This is a genomic window from Desulfosarcina cetonica JCM 12296 (assembly GCF_001311845.1).
Classification (GTDB): domain Bacteria; phylum Desulfobacterota; class Desulfobacteria; order Desulfobacterales; family Desulfosarcinaceae; genus Desulfosarcina; species Desulfosarcina cetonica.
Genome location: NZ_BBCC01000061.1, coordinates 1 through 16,573, shown reverse-complemented (window position 1 = coordinate 16,573; position 16,573 = coordinate 1). Strand labels below are relative to the sequence as shown.

22 protein-coding genes and 1 pseudogene are annotated in these 16,573 nt (G+C 47.8%); 10 read left to right on the top strand and 13 right to left on the bottom strand.

The window, feature by feature from the left end; genetic code table 11:
• The 3 genes from JCM12296_RS15050 (at window position 1) to JCM12296_RS15035 (ending at window position 2,086) form a co-directional block, all read left to right on the top strand.
• Entirely contained in the window at window positions 1-654 is a 654-nt protein-coding gene (locus JCM12296_RS15050; protein WP_054694610.1) for a flavodoxin family protein, read from the top strand.
• Window positions 651-1,340, top strand: a complete 690-nt coding sequence (locus tag JCM12296_RS15045; protein ID WP_054694608.1) for an MBL fold metallo-hydrolase — start codon at window positions 651-653, stop codon at window positions 1,338-1,340. The genes JCM12296_RS15050 and JCM12296_RS15045 overlap by 4 nt, the downstream gene beginning before the upstream one ends.
• A 227-nt stretch (window positions 1,341-1,567) precedes the next feature.
• On the top strand, window positions 1,568-2,086 hold the full coding sequence (locus tag JCM12296_RS15035; protein WP_054694602.1) for a MaoC family dehydratase: 519 nt from the start codon (window positions 1,568-1,570) through the stop codon (window positions 2,084-2,086).
• A gap of 15 nt (window positions 2,087-2,101) precedes the next feature.
• Here the strand turns inward: JCM12296_RS15035 and JCM12296_RS15030 are convergent, their stop codons facing one another.
• Window positions 2,102-2,722, bottom strand: a complete 621-nt coding sequence (locus JCM12296_RS15030) for a DMT family transporter (protein WP_218188112.1) — start codon at window positions 2,720-2,722, stop codon at window positions 2,102-2,104.
• Window positions 2,643-3,176, bottom strand: coding sequence for a GNAT family N-acetyltransferase (locus tag JCM12296_RS15025; RefSeq protein ID WP_157067633.1), 534 nt, complete (start codon window positions 3,174-3,176; stop codon window positions 2,643-2,645). The genes JCM12296_RS15030 and JCM12296_RS15025 overlap by 80 nt, the downstream gene beginning before the upstream one ends.
• Window positions 3,177-3,248: 72 nt before the next feature.
• Here JCM12296_RS15025 and JCM12296_RS15020 point away from each other — a divergent pair, with 72 nt between their 5' ends.
• Window positions 3,249-3,815 (top strand): helix-turn-helix domain-containing protein, encoded by a 567-nt coding sequence (locus JCM12296_RS15020; RefSeq protein ID WP_054694596.1) that lies wholly within the window; start codon window positions 3,249-3,251, stop codon window positions 3,813-3,815.
• Window positions 3,816-4,246: 431 nt separating this feature from the next.
• Here the strand turns inward: JCM12296_RS15020 and JCM12296_RS15015 are convergent, their stop codons facing one another.
• Window positions 4,247-4,456 (bottom strand): hypothetical protein, encoded by a 210-nt coding sequence (locus JCM12296_RS15015; RefSeq protein ID WP_054694639.1) that lies wholly within the window; start codon window positions 4,454-4,456, stop codon window positions 4,247-4,249.
• Between the two features lie 303 nt (window positions 4,457-4,759).
• Here JCM12296_RS15015 and JCM12296_RS15010 point away from each other — a divergent pair, with 303 nt between their 5' ends.
• The 5 genes and pseudogenes from JCM12296_RS15010 to JCM12296_RS14995 all read left to right on the top strand — a co-directional run bounded on the left by JCM12296_RS15010 (window position 4,760) and on the right by JCM12296_RS14995 (window position 7,256).
• The gene (locus JCM12296_RS15010) at window positions 4,760-5,053 is read left to right on the top strand and encodes an integration host factor subunit alpha (protein ID WP_054694593.1); all 294 of its coding nucleotides are present in this window, start codon (window positions 4,760-4,762) and stop codon (window positions 5,051-5,053) included.
• 169 nt (window positions 5,054-5,222) lie between these two features.
• Window positions 5,223-5,267, top strand: a pseudogene (locus tag JCM12296_RS44555) (SEC-C metal-binding domain-containing protein); the annotation flags it as partial.
• Window positions 5,268-5,339: 72 nt separating this feature from the next.
• Window positions 5,340-6,614, top strand: coding sequence for a hypothetical protein (locus JCM12296_RS15005; protein ID WP_246804345.1), 1,275 nt, complete (start codon window positions 5,340-5,342; stop codon window positions 6,612-6,614).
• Between the two features lie 6 nt (window positions 6,615-6,620).
• On the top strand, window positions 6,621-6,827 hold the full coding sequence (locus JCM12296_RS15000; RefSeq protein WP_054694587.1) for a hypothetical protein: 207 nt from the start codon (window positions 6,621-6,623) through the stop codon (window positions 6,825-6,827).
• Between the two features lie 165 nt (window positions 6,828-6,992).
• Window positions 6,993-7,256 carry a type II toxin-antitoxin system RelB/DinJ family antitoxin gene (locus tag JCM12296_RS14995; protein ID WP_054694584.1) on the top strand — a complete coding sequence of 88 codons (264 nt, stop codon included), beginning with the start codon at window positions 6,993-6,995 and terminating at the stop codon, window positions 7,254-7,256.
• Between the two features lie 138 nt (window positions 7,257-7,394).
• Here JCM12296_RS14995 and JCM12296_RS41960 read toward each other — a convergent pair whose 3' ends face one another.
• The 6 genes from JCM12296_RS41960 to traA form a co-directional block, all read right to left on the bottom strand.
• Window positions 7,395-7,541: a hypothetical protein gene (locus JCM12296_RS41960; RefSeq protein WP_218188111.1), complete on the bottom strand. Its 147-nt coding sequence runs from the start codon at window positions 7,539-7,541 to the stop codon at window positions 7,395-7,397.
• Window positions 7,542-7,778: 237 nt separating this feature from the next.
• Window positions 7,779-7,967, bottom strand: coding sequence for a metallophosphoesterase family protein (locus JCM12296_RS41955; protein ID WP_218188110.1), 189 nt, complete (start codon window positions 7,965-7,967; stop codon window positions 7,779-7,781).
• A 182-nt stretch (window positions 7,968-8,149) separates the two neighbouring features.
• On the bottom strand, window positions 8,150-8,530 hold the full coding sequence (locus JCM12296_RS41950; RefSeq protein ID WP_218188109.1) for a metallophosphoesterase: 381 nt from the start codon (window positions 8,528-8,530) through the stop codon (window positions 8,150-8,152).
• 114 nt (window positions 8,531-8,644) lie between these two features.
• Window positions 8,645-8,929 (bottom strand): integration host factor subunit alpha, encoded by a 285-nt coding sequence (locus JCM12296_RS14985; RefSeq protein ID WP_054694581.1) that lies wholly within the window; start codon window positions 8,927-8,929, stop codon window positions 8,645-8,647.
• A 185-nt stretch (window positions 8,930-9,114) separates the two neighbouring features.
• Window positions 9,115-9,426, bottom strand: coding sequence for a hypothetical protein (locus tag JCM12296_RS14980; RefSeq protein ID WP_054694578.1), 312 nt, complete (start codon window positions 9,424-9,426; stop codon window positions 9,115-9,117).
• A gap of 70 nt (window positions 9,427-9,496) precedes the next feature.
• Entirely contained in the window at window positions 9,497-13,438 is a 3,942-nt protein-coding gene (gene traA, locus JCM12296_RS14975) for a Ti-type conjugative transfer relaxase TraA (RefSeq protein ID WP_054694573.1), read from the bottom strand.
• A gap of 445 nt (window positions 13,439-13,883) precedes the next feature.
• Between traA and JCM12296_RS14970 the strand changes: the two genes are divergently transcribed.
• Window positions 13,884-14,171, top strand: coding sequence for a hypothetical protein (locus JCM12296_RS14970; protein ID WP_054694569.1), 288 nt, complete (start codon window positions 13,884-13,886; stop codon window positions 14,169-14,171).
• A gap of 96 nt (window positions 14,172-14,267) precedes the next feature.
• Here JCM12296_RS14970 and JCM12296_RS14965 read toward each other — a convergent pair whose 3' ends face one another.
• From JCM12296_RS14965 to JCM12296_RS39875, 4 genes are all read right to left on the bottom strand, one after another.
• Complete coding sequence (locus JCM12296_RS14965) at window positions 14,268-14,693, bottom strand: hypothetical protein (protein WP_054694568.1); 426 nt, start codon at window positions 14,691-14,693, stop codon at window positions 14,268-14,270.
• 58 nt (window positions 14,694-14,751) lie between these two features.
• Window positions 14,752-15,078, bottom strand: a complete 327-nt coding sequence (locus JCM12296_RS14960) for a single-stranded DNA-binding protein (RefSeq protein ID WP_054694566.1) — start codon at window positions 15,076-15,078, stop codon at window positions 14,752-14,754.
• 124 nt (window positions 15,079-15,202) lie between these two features.
• Entirely contained in the window at window positions 15,203-16,261 is a 1,059-nt protein-coding gene (locus tag JCM12296_RS14955) for a DUF932 domain-containing protein (RefSeq protein WP_054694564.1), read from the bottom strand.
• Window positions 16,262-16,335: 74 nt separating this feature from the next.
• On the bottom strand, window positions 16,336-16,573 hold a 238-nt coding region (locus tag JCM12296_RS39875), incomplete at its 5' end, for a hypothetical protein (RefSeq protein ID WP_172683912.1).

Here is a 16,573-nt window from a genome sequence, read left to right as displayed (position 1 = left end):
ATGGCATATAAAATTCTGGGAATTTCCGGAAGTCCGGTAAAAAAAGGGAACGTGGATACATTTCTGGGGTCGATCATGGAGATGGCTTTGGAAAAAGGACTTGAAACGGAAACGATCAACCTTTCCCAAATGGAGATAAAAAATTGCGTGCACTGTAATTTTTGTCTCTCCAAACAAAAACAGGGAAAATACTGCTCACTTGAAGATGATGCCCAGGTGTTGTTCGAAAAAATAGAGCTTGCGGACATCATTGTCCTTGCAAGCCCTGTTTACTTTATGCGCACAAGCGGAATGATGGCGACATTCATTGACCGCTTGCGCGTTTTTATTTTTGGAAACATTGCCGGAGGAAAACTTCGGAACAAAATCGGCATGAGTGCCGGCGTTTCGTGGCTGAGACACGGAGGCATGGAAACCACCCATCTTTCCCACCTGTATGCATTTTATACCCTGGACATGATTCCAGCCACCGTCCACTCGTGCATTAGCCCAATGGGGGCATCGGCTGTATCCAGTCTGCATGGCGAAGCAACGTTTGATCCAGCTATCCGTATCGGGATAAACGAAGATCAAGCTGGAATGGAATCAGCAAGAGCTCATCTTTCTCGCGCACTGGAGTTGGCCTCCCTGATCAACAAGGATCAACAAGCATGAGCCGGTTGTTGCCTTATCAACTGGCCGACAATACGACCGTCTTCGGAAACGATCATTTCAGACATTATCTGGTCGGTGAATATCAGGACGTGATGATCGAGTGCGGCGTGACGGCCAGTGCCAAGCATTTCGTAAGCCAGCTGACCGACTCCGGTCGGCATGCGCCTGACAAGCTGTTGGTGATGCATGCCCATTTTGATCACGTCTGCGGTATCCCCGAGTTGAAGCGCCATTTCCCCGATGCCGAGGTCCTCGCTTCTCCTGCGGCCGCCAAGGTTCTGGACAATCCAAAAGTGGTCGCCGGTTTTTTCGACCAAGACGATCAAATCGTCGGAGACCTTGGTCATGATGACGCAAAAGCGGATACCGGCCAATCGCCCCGGCCAAAGCGGATCACGGTGGATCAAACCGTCAGTGGCGGTGAACGGATTACGTTGAAAGGCGGCGGGACTCTGGAACTGATCGATGCACCGGGCCACAGCCCCTGCGGTCTGGCAGCCTGGTTCGAAAAGGACCGCGTGCTATTCGTCTCGGATGCGCTTGGGTTTCAGATTTCCGATGATACAATCTTCCCTATTTTTTTCACGCTTACCAGCCATACATGGAGACCATCGAACGACTGGCAAAATATCCAGCCAACATCCTGGCCTTTCCCCACGAACGCATCTGGCAGGGAAATGAGGTGAAGGCCGTTTTTTCAAGGGCTTTATCCGCGGCCCGGGAAATCCGGGACGAGATTGTATCGGCAGCGGGTAAAGGGCGTGATCTCTCCGATTTTAAGCAGGTGTTGTTTGACAGAGTCTACCACGGAAACCTGCGGATCTATACTCCAGAGAATATCAAGCTCTGCGTAGATCTGCTGGTTCGTAGAAGCATTGAGAACACATAGGTACTTGAAAATACGAAAAATGAAATGGAGTATCATAAAGTGGCAGGTCTAAGAGAACGCGCCGCTGAAGGTCTTCAAGTAGGCGACACATTTAGTACCACACGAACTTTTTCAGATGATGAAATCTCGCTTTTCGCCAAAATATCAAAAGATTATAATCCGGTTCATTTCGATTCCCGCTTTGCTAAAGCGCGGAATTTCCAATCACCGATCTGTCATGGTCTATTGGCGGCGAGTTTGACCACCGAAATCGGTGGACAGATTGGATGGCTGGCTTCTTTTATGAACTTCCGATTCAAAGGACCCGTATATATAGGTGAAACGATCACATGCAACTGGGTGATCACTGACATAGATTTGAAGGGGCGAGCCAAGGCATCCGTCACGATCGCTAATGGTGATGGGGTCACGGTGATTGAAGCAGAGGTCGGTGGGATCGTGCCTGGTATTGCAGAGCGTAACGTGCTGAGCCAAATGCTGGCTGAGGGAGATCCTACAAATGGCTCAACGAATACACAGCAAATCCCTGAAGTGAATTGGTAAAGAGGAAGATGCGATCTATAGCGTTCGCCGCGCTACGAGAAAAGCCCCCAAGACCAGCAACACCGCCCCAAAAATAGCCAACCCATTTGCACTTGAGCTGGGCGGATTCGATCTACCTAAATCGATCGCCAGCCCGGCAATAAGCTGGCTAGCCACCAATAAAGCGATCGTAGACGCGGCGCCAATCCGTTGATAACCATAAATTCCGGAAAAAACAAAAAACGTTCCAAGCAAGCCCGGCAACACCGACCAAGGCCGAATTGCTCCCAGCGTCTCTGCAATAGCGGCGAAGCCATTACGCCACAACAACATCACCAACAGAAATGTCAGCCCGCCAATGGAATTGATTGCCAGGGTGATGAGTACCGTCGAAACGGTTGCTGTTATTCGAACCATGATCAGGTTCTGCACAACCAGGGCGATTCCTGCAGAGACAAGCAGAAATATGGTTAAGGTAGGGTTCATTGATGCTTTCAATCTGAAAAAATGGGCATGTTGCCGCGTCGATCGGAAACCGGCGACACTGTTTGCGTTGCTGTCTTTTTGCTCTGTTATGTTAGGGCGCCTTACAGCCGTCCGGATCTTTGCGAGAATCAAGTACCAGTTGTAAAAACGCCAGATCCAGCCATTTGCCAAACTTCGTTCCAACCTCCTTCAACCGTCCGGCATGCTCAAAACCGAATTTCTGGTGCAATTTTATCGAAGCGATATTTTCTGCCTCTATTCCCGCAACCATGACGTGCTTCCCAAGGTGCCGGGCTCGCTCGATCAAGGCTGACAACAGTCTGGTTCCTACCCCCAAACCATGGTGATCTTTGTGGGTATAAACGGAATGCTCTACCGTATGCCGGTATCCATCCCAGGCCCGCCAGTCACCGAAGGAGGCGTAACCGAAAACGGCGCCTTCTTCATCAACCGCCACCAATACCGGATAGCCGACGCACTGCCGGTCTTCGAGCCATGCAAGCCGATTGGCCGCATCCACTTCAATTTCGTTCCAGATCGCGGTTGTGTTGCTGACAGCATCATTGTAAATCTCAACGATTCCATCGATGTCTTCCCTGCCAGCGTCCCGCACGTGAATTTGCATCTTGCATCTCCCCGGTGAGTCCATTATCATACGATTTAAATCTACTTTAATGGATATACTATAATACTACACATGTCTACTAAAAAAGATGATCTTGACCAGCGCATTGCCGTAAGAATCCGTATAGAACGCGAAAGCAGGGGGTGGTCTCTGACCGATTTGGCGGAACGCTCCGGCGTATCTCGCGCGATGATACACAAAATCGAGCGAGGGATCAGCAGCCCCACGGCGATGATCCTCGGCCGGCTTTCCGGCGCGTTCAACCTTAGCATGTCAAAACTGATTGCAAGGGCTGAAATACCGGACGGGCACCTGCTTCGCCATGGGGACCAGCCCGTTTGGGTTGATCCACAGAGTGGATACATTCGCAGGCATGTTTCACCACGCTCGGATCTCCCGCTTGATCTTGTGCGCATCGAGCTACCGCCTGGAGCTGAAATCCCGATGCCGGCGTCCGCATATGCTTTTATCCAACAGCTTATATGGGTGTTGAGCGGTTCTTTGGTGTTTATAGAAGCAGCGGTTCGCCACGAGATCGAGGAAGGTGATTGTCTCGAACTCGGCGCTCCAGTAGATTGCATATTTAAGAACGAAAGCTCGCAGGTTTGCAGTTATCTGGTAGTCGTCTTATCGCGTTGATAAAAATGAGACAAAAAAAGTATGCTAAAAAAAATCAGTAATTATAATCTATTAGGGCATTTCTCACGAAACGGAAAAAATCGTATGTTAAGCTTCCATACGGGGTTGTATGCCGGAATTATAAAAACGTCCGTCCCCCGGGGTGTGTGTAGCGAGGTAAAAACAGTTAGCCCTTATTCCTGTTTTACCCCGGTACTGCCTACACCAGTTGGGGGTAGGCAGTAAAAATGGTGGGGTATCCCTTACAAAGCAGGTAAATTTATCAGTTGGGTCGCATGAATTGAGATAAGAGGTATTCATCTCGACCGTGGCCTGAATCGAATTTAGAACGAAATAACCTTTTCACTTTCTTTTATAAGGTTATAAAGGTCTTTCTGAGTTCCCCTTCTGTGATACCCGTCCTTCACACCGTGAAGGTCCATTAATTTCCCTCAGGCAGATAGCTGACCCTCCGAAAGCGTGAATGTTTTTGCCAGATTCTTTAAGGGAAATTGCTCAGAATCGAAGGTCTCATATTTGACGGAGGGTCCATTTAAAAAAATGCTGACATCGTCCATTCCCTCAAGCATCATGTTGCCGAGCCTGAATGCATTCCAAATCACCTCGGGCGTTTCCTGGCATACAATCATTGTTATTTTCAATTTCATGCCTCCTGTTCATTTGTTTTTTCTATATGTATCAAGACAAAGCCCCTGAAGCAATCATGATCAATCGGTAGCCGAGGCGAGTTGCGCCCCCTATCCTATTAAGCCTCGAGGCTCTTGGAGAGGAACTGCCCCCGCTGGTCCTATATGGTTACTATGAAAGTGCATTTTCTATTTGTATTACGAAGTTTACTGCAAGCTTTGATCAGCGTAAGATAAAAACCGGTTAGATCCTTCGGCAAACTCAAAATCATAATTTAGTTATAAAAAATAGCCGTTTATGGGGTAATAGGGGGTGATGTGGCACTGACGAAAAACGATTTGGTGGAGCAGGTAGCGGAGAAGCTGGATTGGACCAAGAATGAGGGCTTAGACGCGTTAGAGGCCCTTTTGGAGATTATTAAGGGGACACTTTCGGCAGGTGAGGATGTGTTGGTGTCGGGGTTTGGAAAATTCTGCGTGAAGGCAAAAGCGGAACGGAAAGGGCGGAACCCAGCGACCGGCACGGATCTGATGCTAAGGGCACGGCGGGTGGTGACTTTCAAGTGGTCGGGGCAGCTCAGGGACAGGATTAATGGGGATGGCAGCCTTTGAAATGAAAACATCCGCCAAGGTTTCATTGCCTCAATAGCTTTTGGCAAGGCCTTGAGCGTCGGTGAAGCATCCGTATGCCACTACCAAAAAGCAATGAAGGTTGACCTGGGCTCCTGCAAAATAATTCCAATCAGAGGGATTACATGCCTAAAAAGAAAGGGTTGCGCATATGGTGAAAATCGGGAGAAACGCTCCATGCCCCTGTGGTAGTGGTAAAAAATATAAAAAATGCTGCATGATGAAAAGGCAGGCGGAATCCCTTACCCGGTCCCTGGTGCATCGTAAGATGGATGAATTGATTCCTGCGGTAATGGAGTATGCCGAGCAAACCTACCCAGAAGATATCATTCATGAAGCCTGGGACGATTTTTACGGGCAGGACACCGAGTTCGAAGAAAACCCATATGCAGACATGTTTATCAAATGGTTTTTGTTCCTGTGGATACCAGAGGAAGCAGAAGATATAGACGGCGGCTACCCATCGCCGCATACCATTGGCGCAAGCTTTTTAAAGGCCCACAACCACCATATGGATTCGTTGTCCGTAAAGGTGCTGGAGGCCAGCTTAAATGATCCCCTCAGTTTTTGGCAAGTTGAAGCCATCGAGGACCAGCGGGGCGTTTTCGTTAAAGACCTGCTCCTCGGCCGTGAGCGATTTGTCGAGGAAATAACCGGCGCCCAGCACTTTAAGAAATGGGACATATTATTGGCCAACATGCAAACCGTGGATGGCTTACATGTCTTTAACATTACGAGCCCATTTGTACTGCCGCCAAATGCGAAACCCTCTCTCCAGGAAGCCTTTCCCATAGACCCAACGGCACCTGATGCCATCTCGCAACTGTTCGAATCCGACCTCGATTTGCTCATATTTTACCAGGATGTGATCGACGAGCTATTTGCGGCCTCCACGCCTATGGTCCGCAATATGGACGGCAAAGAGTTGATTTTCACAAAATCTGTTTATTCGTTAGACCCAGCCATCAGAAATGAAATTTTCGATATTTTATCCAATGCAGGGAGTTTTGAGCCGCTTGAAGACTCCGAACCCTCCAGCGCGAAGTTTCTATGGACTGCGGCGCCGGAAAAATCGTCGCCCTTGGAAACAGTGATAAAGGGACACCTTCAGCTGGGCAAAAAAAGGCTGGTAACCGAGTGTAATAGCGCCGAACGCGACAACGAACTTCGAAAGATCCTGCAGGATATGTTGGGGACACGTTTGACCCACCAGAAAACCGCTTCAGACCCAATAAACCTATCGTTACCAATCGATCGTGATCATGCCGAGGCAACAGCCCCCTTGAATCTCGACGAACTTCCGCGTGAGGTTCGAGATCAGCTGACCGTAAACTTGGAAAATATATATCTGAAATGGGCCGATGAGTCGGTTCCCGCATTAGATCACCAGACGCCCAGGCAGGCTGTGAAAAGCGAGGAAGGCCGTGCCAGAGTCATTGATTTAATAAATGATTGGGAGAACCAGATGGCACATATGAAGAATCCCCAGTTCCGGTTCGACTTTAATCGCTTGCGAGATGACCTTGGTCTTCCACGGGAATAGCGAAACATGTCAACACCGACTCGAGAAGAGATTTGCCAGGCCTTTTTCCCCTGCATTCGCTTAATGAAAAAGGAACTGGAGATCTTGGGCGATCCCACAGTTAACGATACGAAATCCAGAGAGATTATCTTTGCCAAGGTTTCTAAAGAGAGGCTTGAATGGTCGCGAAAAGTGATGGAACAATGCCAGCAGGAGAGAGCCTGCGGAGTATGAAACAAAAAAAGGCAATGGGACGAATCCCAAAGCCTCCGAGTCAAACATTGCCCACTTTGTCAAGAATATCAAGTTTTTTTCAAAATCCGCTATCTGTGCAAAGAAAGTTGACTTCTATGAAATGCGAGATACAATGTATTACACAATAAGAAAAGGATTTTAGTTATGGCTGCTACATCAATGGTACATGTCCGGGTTGAGGAAGGAGTCAAAGAACGCGCCACGGAAACACTTGCCGCAATGGGTTTGACTGTTTCGGATGCGGTGCGGGTCTTTTTGAAGCGTGTGGCGGATGAAAAAGCCATACCCTTCGATGTCCGTGTACCGAACCAAGAAACTGCAGCTGCGATACAGGAGCTTGAAGCCGAGAAAGGCACCCGATTTAATAGTGTAGAAGCTTTAATGGCTGATCTAAATGCGGACGATTGAACGCTCAACGGCTTTTAAGCGGGATTAGCTGGCTAATTTACCGGTTCCCATATCATGGCTCCATCACGGACATTGCCTCCCCGCGTGCGCCAACAATTTCCCGCCTCATCAACGGCAAAGCATGTTGGTTGCCAATGTTCAAGGTTTCGTAACTGATCCAGCCAGTTCTGCACAGCCCCATCTAAAAGGACGATCACGCCCCCCCCGGCCGGCATAACCGTTCTCGTTGCGCCACTGGCGGGCCGCCTCAATGGCTTCCGTAATTTCCTTCATTTGGTCGATCATGGTAGCAAACTATTTCCTTGGCAATCGGTGGGCTTTCGCTCCTGGGGGGTTTCATAATGTCCGATAAGGACCACGTTATCGGACAGTATGAGCTCTCTCCAAATGCTTTTGCCTTAGCGTTTTCCGGCCGGTGCCCCAGTTACGGAAAGCTGAGAGAGCTTGTCAGTAAGAGGTCAGATTACTAAGGCGTTTCCCCTGCCACGTCTAAGTGCCTTTCCCGGGCATGATCCCGCAGCCTCAGATCTCAATCGTTAAATCCGGTTTGAATTCAGGATGAACCTCGCCAACATACCCGCGAGGATTACACACGACTCGGGTGTCGCCAATGCTGTAATCGGAAGGATCATGAATATGGCCATGCACCCACAAATCGATCGCCGAATCCAAAATCACGTCTTCCAGGTTAGAGGCAAATGCTGCGCTCAAGTGTCCCTTTTTGTATCGCGTGGGAACGGAATGAATGCTTGGTGCATGGTGCGTTATGACAACTGTCTTGGTGCCTGCATGTCTGCTTATATTGAGCTGGCCGTCTATCCAAGCCCGAGATTTTCCATACAAGATCGCTGTGTCAGATGGTTTCAATCGGCGAAATTCGGGACTGTGGCGAATCAGACATAGTCATTCATTCTCGTTTCCGCCGAAATCACTGAAATATCGAGGTTGTTCAACAAACGAAAATCAGTCCACAACGTACAGCCTGAAAATTCAACATTGCCGATGGTTACGGACTCATTTTCGAGAAGGTGGATATTGGCGTCTTTTGCCATGCGTTTCAGTTTTTCGGTCAATTTTGGTAAGGCGTTACGATAATACTCATGGTTTCCAATGACGTAGATTACCTCTTTCCCCTTTATTGCCTTAGCCGCCCACTCAACGCCCTTGGTGCCAACATGGATGTCTCCAGCCAGGATGACGATATCGGCATCCGTATTCGGCAAATCAAAGTTGCCGAATTCGATGTGAAGATCACTTAGGACGTGTATTTTCATACTCAACCCTTTCAGCCTCAACAATCCCCGGCACCGAGCGGACGCCAGACTATCTCACTGGAGTTTCATAGCATTATTGTATTCGGTTAGCTGGTGTTGAATCTCCCGCACATATCAGCACGTATTCACTCTTTCGCGTAATTTTCCCGAACACTTGAACGTCACCACGCGCCTAGCCGGCAACATGGCATCTTCTCTCGTAGCCGGGTTTCGCCCCTTCCGCTCCGCTTTTTCCTTCACGCAAAATTTGCCGAAGCCGGAGACCAGGACATCCTCACCAGATTCCAGGCGGGATTTAATCAACTCAAGAAGGGTTTCTGTGGTATCCACGGCCTGGTTTCTGGGAAAGCCCAGCTGGTCCCGTATCCGTTCAGCGATAGTCTGTTTCGTTAATGCCATGAGGGTACACTCTGTTCTGAAATTGGTGGGAGGACTTCTGACTATTTGGGTACAGGCGGCTGACCTTTTGCCATAACGACGTCTTGAAACTGTCGCCGTCCCTTATTTGCAAGTTTCTAAGACAATACAACAACATGCCAACGGCATCTTATCGGCTAACATTCGATGGGTCAACGCGAATTTTCTCAGATATTATAAACGATTGTGTACTTACGAGGGGATTTTCGGTCCGGGTTGCTTTTCGATTTCACCTTACGGTCAAACAGCTTGCGAGCATCTTCAAGGGAATCGAACGACCAGGCACGCTGGTCGATGACCTTATCGTTACCGCCGCTCTCTTTGCACACCATGAAAAGACCGGCGTTGGCTTCGATCCAGATCCGGTAAAAGGCGCTATGCGGGCTCTCGGTGGCCACCAGGTAGGTGGAACAAATGATCTCCGGAAATAAGCTGAGTTGGCGGGGCTTCTTTATGTTTACCGCTACGATCTCTGTCATGACCCTGGCTCCTTCTGCGGGATTTTAGCTCATTTACCATCAAGCTCTGACAGATACGGTCACACCGTTTTTACATTTCCTTTCCAGGCCGCTGTTTGTGCCGCATATCCTTTGCCGCTTGCTTTTCCAAGGCCTGGCCCAAGTCTACTTCCCTTACTTTGATATCCATTCCCTTTATCTGATGTTTTTTCAATTTTTTCGTACGCACCACATTATCTGCGTAATGGTGGGCTTCTTTCCTCAATTTGGATTTCAAAACATCGATATCCGCCTCAGGATCCATGATGATCGTTTTTACATGTGTGGAAAAAAGTCTCTCAGGATAATCGACGGTGATTTCAAACGCTCTTTGTCTCAACGGATAATCGGCGGCAAGATCCTTCTTTTTACTCCTGGACAATGTGGCTTTCAGCTGTTCATGATTTTCAAAGCTGTGATACAGGCGGACACTCTTTTCATTCCCCTGTAACGCGGCCTTTGTCGCATTTCTGTTAAAATGCGTTGTCGCCATTACATAAGCATTTTCGGATTTCATGCCGGCGCTGCGGAAAACGCTCACCGCATACCCGTGGTTAAGATCATTATACAACCGGGTATCAACGGCGATCACCGTCCCGGTGTCCAGTTTGACCGAAAGCCTATGCCCATCGATGTTCCGAAGCGTTCCGAGGGATCCGCTCTGTACGCCAAGATCGTTATCCTTGCGCAAGAAAATAATCCGGTCCCCAGCGGCAAATGAAAGCTGCCCCTTCTCGGCTGTTGCTACGGTCTGATCAATAGGACTGACATACCCGATATCCTTCAGCTGATCTCGGGCAATCACATTAATCCGGTCAACGTCTCGGTTGGCATAGGCCATCATAACCCGTCCGGCATAGGTTTTTGACTGCTGCACATCCGATAGCCAGTCACTGACCATGTTTGAGGCGACAGTCTCTTTGCCGCTTTGTGAAATGGCGCCATTCTCCGCAAACAAATCCAATGCCCTGCCAACACCATCAACGGTATCCTTTTCGATTAGCTCCAGGGCCTCATGTTGCCATTTAACGTGCCGGTCCATCGAACTGGAAAGCGTTGCCTTCGAGACACCGGGAAGCGCATTCAAGCCGCGGTAGGCATCTCCAGCGGATAATGCCTGAAGGAATTGTTTGTCTCCAAACATGACCACTTTTGCTTTTGCGCGTTCAGCATGGGCAAGGATCTTTTCAGTCTGCCGCGTTCCGATCATGCTGGCATTATCGAGGATAAAAACGGATTTATCGCTCGGCAGATTTCTCCCCTGCTCCCATTCCCATATTTTTTTGAATACGGTCATGGATTCGATGCCGGATTCGTTTTGCAAGCTCATGGCGCCCATACCGGACAGGGACAACCCCTCTACAACATACCCCTCTTTCTGATAGGTCCTGGCGATCACGCCGGCGGCATATCCCCGGTTTGATCCATGCTCACAATTGATCAGGGTTAAGTCCTGACCCATGAGCGCTTTTCGAATGGCCAATCGGTTATCATGGCCAATGGATTCGGCAGAAAGGACTCTGTTGAAATGCTCTTCCGTGAGCGAATGTTTTTGATTGGTGCTTAATACACCAGCCGCACTGAACATGCTTTGTTCGGTGGCAATCATTGCTGGAGTCGAGAACCTTATTTCTCCGTTAGCGCCCTCCCCTACCGGCATGATTCCGCGCAAGAACCGCCCATCATCGGTAATATCGGATGGAAGGCTGGCAAGCTCCTTATCCGTAAATGTGGCCTCGGATCGGGTAAGTCGCTGAAGTGCCGCTTCGATGGGATCTTCGGATTCCTTGTAGTCGACCAAAAGTTCCTTATCGCCCAGGTTGCTGAATTTGATTTTTAGATCTTCGAAGTTCTGAAATTTATCGGTGCTGTAGTAAAGCCTTACATATTTCTGATGCCGGCTCATGGCTACATATGCGGTATGCCTATCCATACCCTCTGAAGCTAAGACAAATGCCCGATCAACTGTTGCACCCTGCAGTTTGTGGATGGTTGCGGCATATCCATAGGTCAAGTCTTTATAAAACTGCGTATTGACCACCACATGCCGATCATTAGAGAGTGCGACATTGATATTTCCATTTTCGTCAAACCTTTCAACGGTTCCGAATGTTCCGTTCTTGACACCAATGGATTTTTCATTCCGCAAAAACAAAACACGATCACCATTGGAAAATGCTTTTAATCCCGTCGTTGTCGCGACTTTTGTTTCTTTCTGCCCAAGAAGATCTGTTTTCGTTCTTAGATCATTTCGACAAAGGGTATTCAGCCGATCAACATCTTCATTCCGATGAGCGATCATGACGCTTGTGGATTCAGCTGAATAGTGTTGGACATAAAAATCAAGCATTGATTCAGAAGCAAGGTCATATCGATCGTACCGTGCAACATAGCCTTCCTTGTGATACATATCCAATGCCTGATGGATAGATGCTCTATCCCCTGATAGAAGCCGTGTTGCCTCCTTCTGCCAGTCTTTCTTTTGCCGCCAGACTTCGCTAAGACGCGAGGTTTCAACGCGTTCAAGAATTCCCCGAAAGGCGCCACCGGCCTCCACGGCCTGGGTTTGTTTTGTATCACCGACAACAATCACTTTAGCCCCTGCATTATTCGCTTCAGCCAAAATCCGATCCATCTGGCGTGTTCCGACCATACCGGCCTCATCTATGACCAATACGCTCTTATTGTCCAGCCTCGATCGACCATTGTCCCAATCGAATAGTTTTCGATGGATGGTTGTAGAGTGAATACCACTGGATGTTTCCAGCCCCTCGGCCGCAACACCAGCAAGCGCGATCCCTTGAACCGTACAGCCTTGGCTTTCGAAAGCCTCTCGAACTGCTCGAAGCGTGTAGCTTTTTCCAGTTCCAGCATGGCCGACAACCGCACAAAGGTCACCACCTTTTGAAATCTGTTCAAGGACGTTTTTCTGTTCATCGCTTAAGCAACAAGCCGTGGAGGCCTGCTTGATATACCGATCGCTTATTGAATGATGACGCCCATCACCCATCCGACTCGCATTTTCAAGCATCCGGCTCTCAATTCTAAGCAACGATCGGGTTGTGTATCGGCTGAACCGATCGTATTCATTTTCTTCTATTTTGATTAGTTCAGGACTATCGGTAACCGATTGAACCGCAGCATAAAACTGTGCGTCATTACAATGGGCATGAATATATTTCAAAATATCGTCATGTGTGAAGGTCGATTGCATTTTGGTTAAATGATCTAATGCAATACCCGGATTTTGAATTATGCGCTGTCCATTTTCATGTGCGATCCGTTGGTAATCGTCAGCCCTTTCGAATTGATAATCACCATCCGCATGGACGATGGGTCCCTGTTTGACCTGCGGTTCGACAGAGATGCCCTGTTCAACATAGCTTCGGTGATCCACACGAATATCAAAGCCAGTCTTCGCCAAATAGCTATTTTGAATGTTGGCCCATGCCTCACGCCAGGTTAACAGGTTCTCCTTGCCGTTCCATTCCCTGACCTTTTTTCCGAACCCCTCCTCATTGATTTCCCGCATGGTCAGCATGATATGGGCATGGGGATTATTCGGAGCATTATGGATGCAGAAATCAGCCACCATCCCCCTGCTTACAAAGTTCTGCTGACAGAATTCGCGCACAAGCCTGATTTTTTCTGAATCATTGATCTCCATTGGCAGCGCGATTTCAACCTCACGCATCAACTGCGCATCCTTGCGTTTTTCCGCTCGTTCGACACCGTTCCAAAGGGTCGCCCGCTCCATCATCCAGGCCGGCGCATTATCAGGCGTTAATATTTCTGCATGTAAAAGGTCCTTTTTCTGCGTATATTCGAATTCCAGGCCTTGCCGTTCATCCAAGATCTTGGACCGTGATCGATACGATGCCGCAGCAACAGCACTGCGCCCGCTGGACCTGGATAGGATCTTTACACTTAGATGATAACTGGCCATTTTTTCAGATGGTTTTGGATGGTTTGTTTTGCTTTTGATCGTTAGCACACGTTGCCTTGCAACGTATAAGTGCGCCCTTTGGTAACAGGACGACAAAAAAATAGGATAAAATCAACCAATCAGTCAATCAAAATCGCCGTACAAAAAACGATAAAAGGAACGCTTCGCTATCCCATTATAGCTTTTCCAAAAATTTTCGATATTTTGTATTATGGTCTTAGCGCGCAGTTAGCGCGCAACACCATATAAAATAAAGATCGAAGGGAAGGCCGCACGAGTCCCCGATAGAGCCCATGGCCGCCCATGGACATCGGCGGAGGAACGGAGCCGTAGGCCAGGGTTTGCGGGCATGAGGTTCTATCGGGGGGGAGTAGGCCTCTGAGGCCATATCAAGGTCCACCCATATTATTAATTATAATATTATCCATCAAATTATTCACTTGCCGATAAACATCAAGTATATTAGAAATCTTCATGAAAGGAGGTGAATGAAATGGCCAAGGATATCAATTCAAAAAAAATCGACGATCTGGAAAAACGCATCCAGCAACTCAAAGCCCAAAAATCTGCCGAAGAAGCTAAATTGAAAAAGAAAAAGCGTGCGGATGACACGAGAAAAAAAATTTTGATAGGCGCTTTTATTATGGAAAAGTCAGAGAAGGAAGGAACAATGGGCGAGCTGGTAAAACAACTTGATAGGTTCTTGGTGAGGAAAAACGATCGGGTTTTATTCGGACTCACGGAAAAACAAAGCCCACCACCAAATCCATCCGAGAGTTAGCGACAGCTAGGGGGGCTATCGCCCCCCTAGCACCCCCCATAAGACACACCTCCCCCTGGCAGGACAAAAAGGGAAAATAGCAGAAATACAAACTAATCAATTCACAGTGTTGGCTTTCTCGCGACGGGCCGCTTCGACTGAATTAAAAATGTTATTATAGTAGGACTCCGCCATATCAATGTCATTGAAAACAAAGTTTAGAGGCACAAATGCGTCCGACACCATAACGGTAAATCCTGCATGTGAGTCCTTAAGAAAAATTTCAGTGATGTCAGAAATTGCGAGGTTAATAGCGACCTCGTTTTCAACTCCGTTAGGGATCAACAACTGATCTCGTCCCCAATATTCAGCCATCCGTTCAATAATATCGTTTCTGGACGTACACGCCTGCTTTTGCGATTGATAACTAAAGAATCGATGAACTCCAGAGTCCAGGATCACTTCAAAAGAATAATCCCCGCTTATGAAAGAAATTCCTGAAATGCAAATTATGTCGGTAAAATTCAAAAGAGTCTTAACCATTGCAATTCTCCTTGTTTATTCATGAGGTGCCCATTAACCAGGGCACCCCATTAAAACATTATTTTTTCACAGAAATGAATTTGACATCCTGTGCTCGAATCACAGTCGAGTACCGTGTCTGTCCACGATCGTCATCCCATTTATTCGTTATTTTCATGCCAAGAACATAGACAAGGGAACCCTTGGTGAGGATTTTTGCGCAAGCCTCTCCCCTTCCCCTCCAAACCTCAACATGGTGCCTCTCTGTTGATTCCTTTTTACGGTCACCATCCGACCATGTTTCAGAAGTTATCATATCAAAATGGGCAACCGGCGTTCCCTCTTTTGTGTATTTCAAATCTGGGGAATCAACTAAATTACCAACCAGAATTGATAAATTCACCATTTTAAAATCCTTCCGTTATGGTTTCCGAAATCCATTTCTCTTCCCTGCTGGCCGTAGGGTAGGGAAAAAATTGTTTTATACCCGGTCGAATACAGGCCGACCGGGTAGATATGTTTTATTGTTGCTAAGCCGTTACTGATAGAACATCATCAAGAAGTGAATGCTCGTTTCTGATGTTGTCAGGACGAAAGGCTTTATCATCTTTGGTGGTTGAAAGAATTTCATCCAGGAAAGATTCATCGGCAGAAAGTTTGTAAGCGGTCTGTTTCAAACGGGCGCCTGCTCCAAACCAGGCAGAATTCAATCTGGTGTTTGCAGATCGAGCGCCAGTGTTAAAATCAATACTGTGAGTCACCGCATTGACGGCGCCCCAAACGGTATTTTCTGCACCAGGCGCAGTCTTGTAAGAATTCCAGATTTTCTGGAAGGATCTTTCCTTGGATTTGTCTTTCGTGGGGGTGTTAAAATCGATCTTGGGATCTTTAAGCAATTCAGCGAAGAAGCGGACGGCCTGTTTGTCGTCCAGGCTAACGCCTTTAATAGTTTTCAGGTGGACTGCATGATCTTCAATGGATTCTCGGACTAACCCCATTTCTTTCTTCACCTTATCCGGATCAAATTGTCTTGAATGCGGAACTTTTATTTGGTTGCGGTTTGCGCCGATGGACATGTTTAGAGTGTTCTGGCAAACAACTCGAACGCTGGTTAGAAATCCGGTGGTGGCCATGGTCTTATCACAACTTGTGGCAAGAAGAACGTAAGGTTCCACCTTATCGCCACCACTGAGATCGAAACCTTCTTGAATTTTTGCAAGAGCCCATATCTTACCGCCGCTTCCAAGAACCCCGGCGGTTTCAAGCTCCATATTTCCAGCATTAACAAACTCAACAAAAAAATCCATCACCTCGGCGGGCTGAACAACATTGTAACGCTCGGAAACGACCGAAAGCGCGTTTCCATCATCTGAACGATAGAGAACATATTTGCCGTCCATCGTCCGCATATCAACGTCCAACTCACCAGTAAAAGAAAATTGAACAGGGGCTGACTTGATCTCAAAATCCAATCCAGCATCCTTGATCCAACTTTCAATCGATTGACCGACCTCCTTCTTGACCCCGATTCCATGCCAAGGTGTTTTTCCCATGAAAGCGATTGATTTTTTGTAAAGTTCGTGAGCCATGATATCCTCCTAATGTGTTGTGGTGGGTTAGAGGTTTAGCCAACCCCAGGTCGCGTCCGGGATGGGTTTACCAATCAAACATCCAAACCAAATTGTTGGGTCATTAAAACTCGCCGTTTTGTTCTTTTTACATGTGGTTCCTGTTGGAAATACTGACCCGGGCCGCCATAGGAAGCGCCGGACATAAACATTTCTATGAACTCACCATCAGAATGCGGGCAACTCTGTAGAAGGATCCAACGAATCCCCTCCTCTCCAAATTCATCCCAGTATTGAATTCCCTCTAAAGTGATCGTTGGCTTATCCATCTTT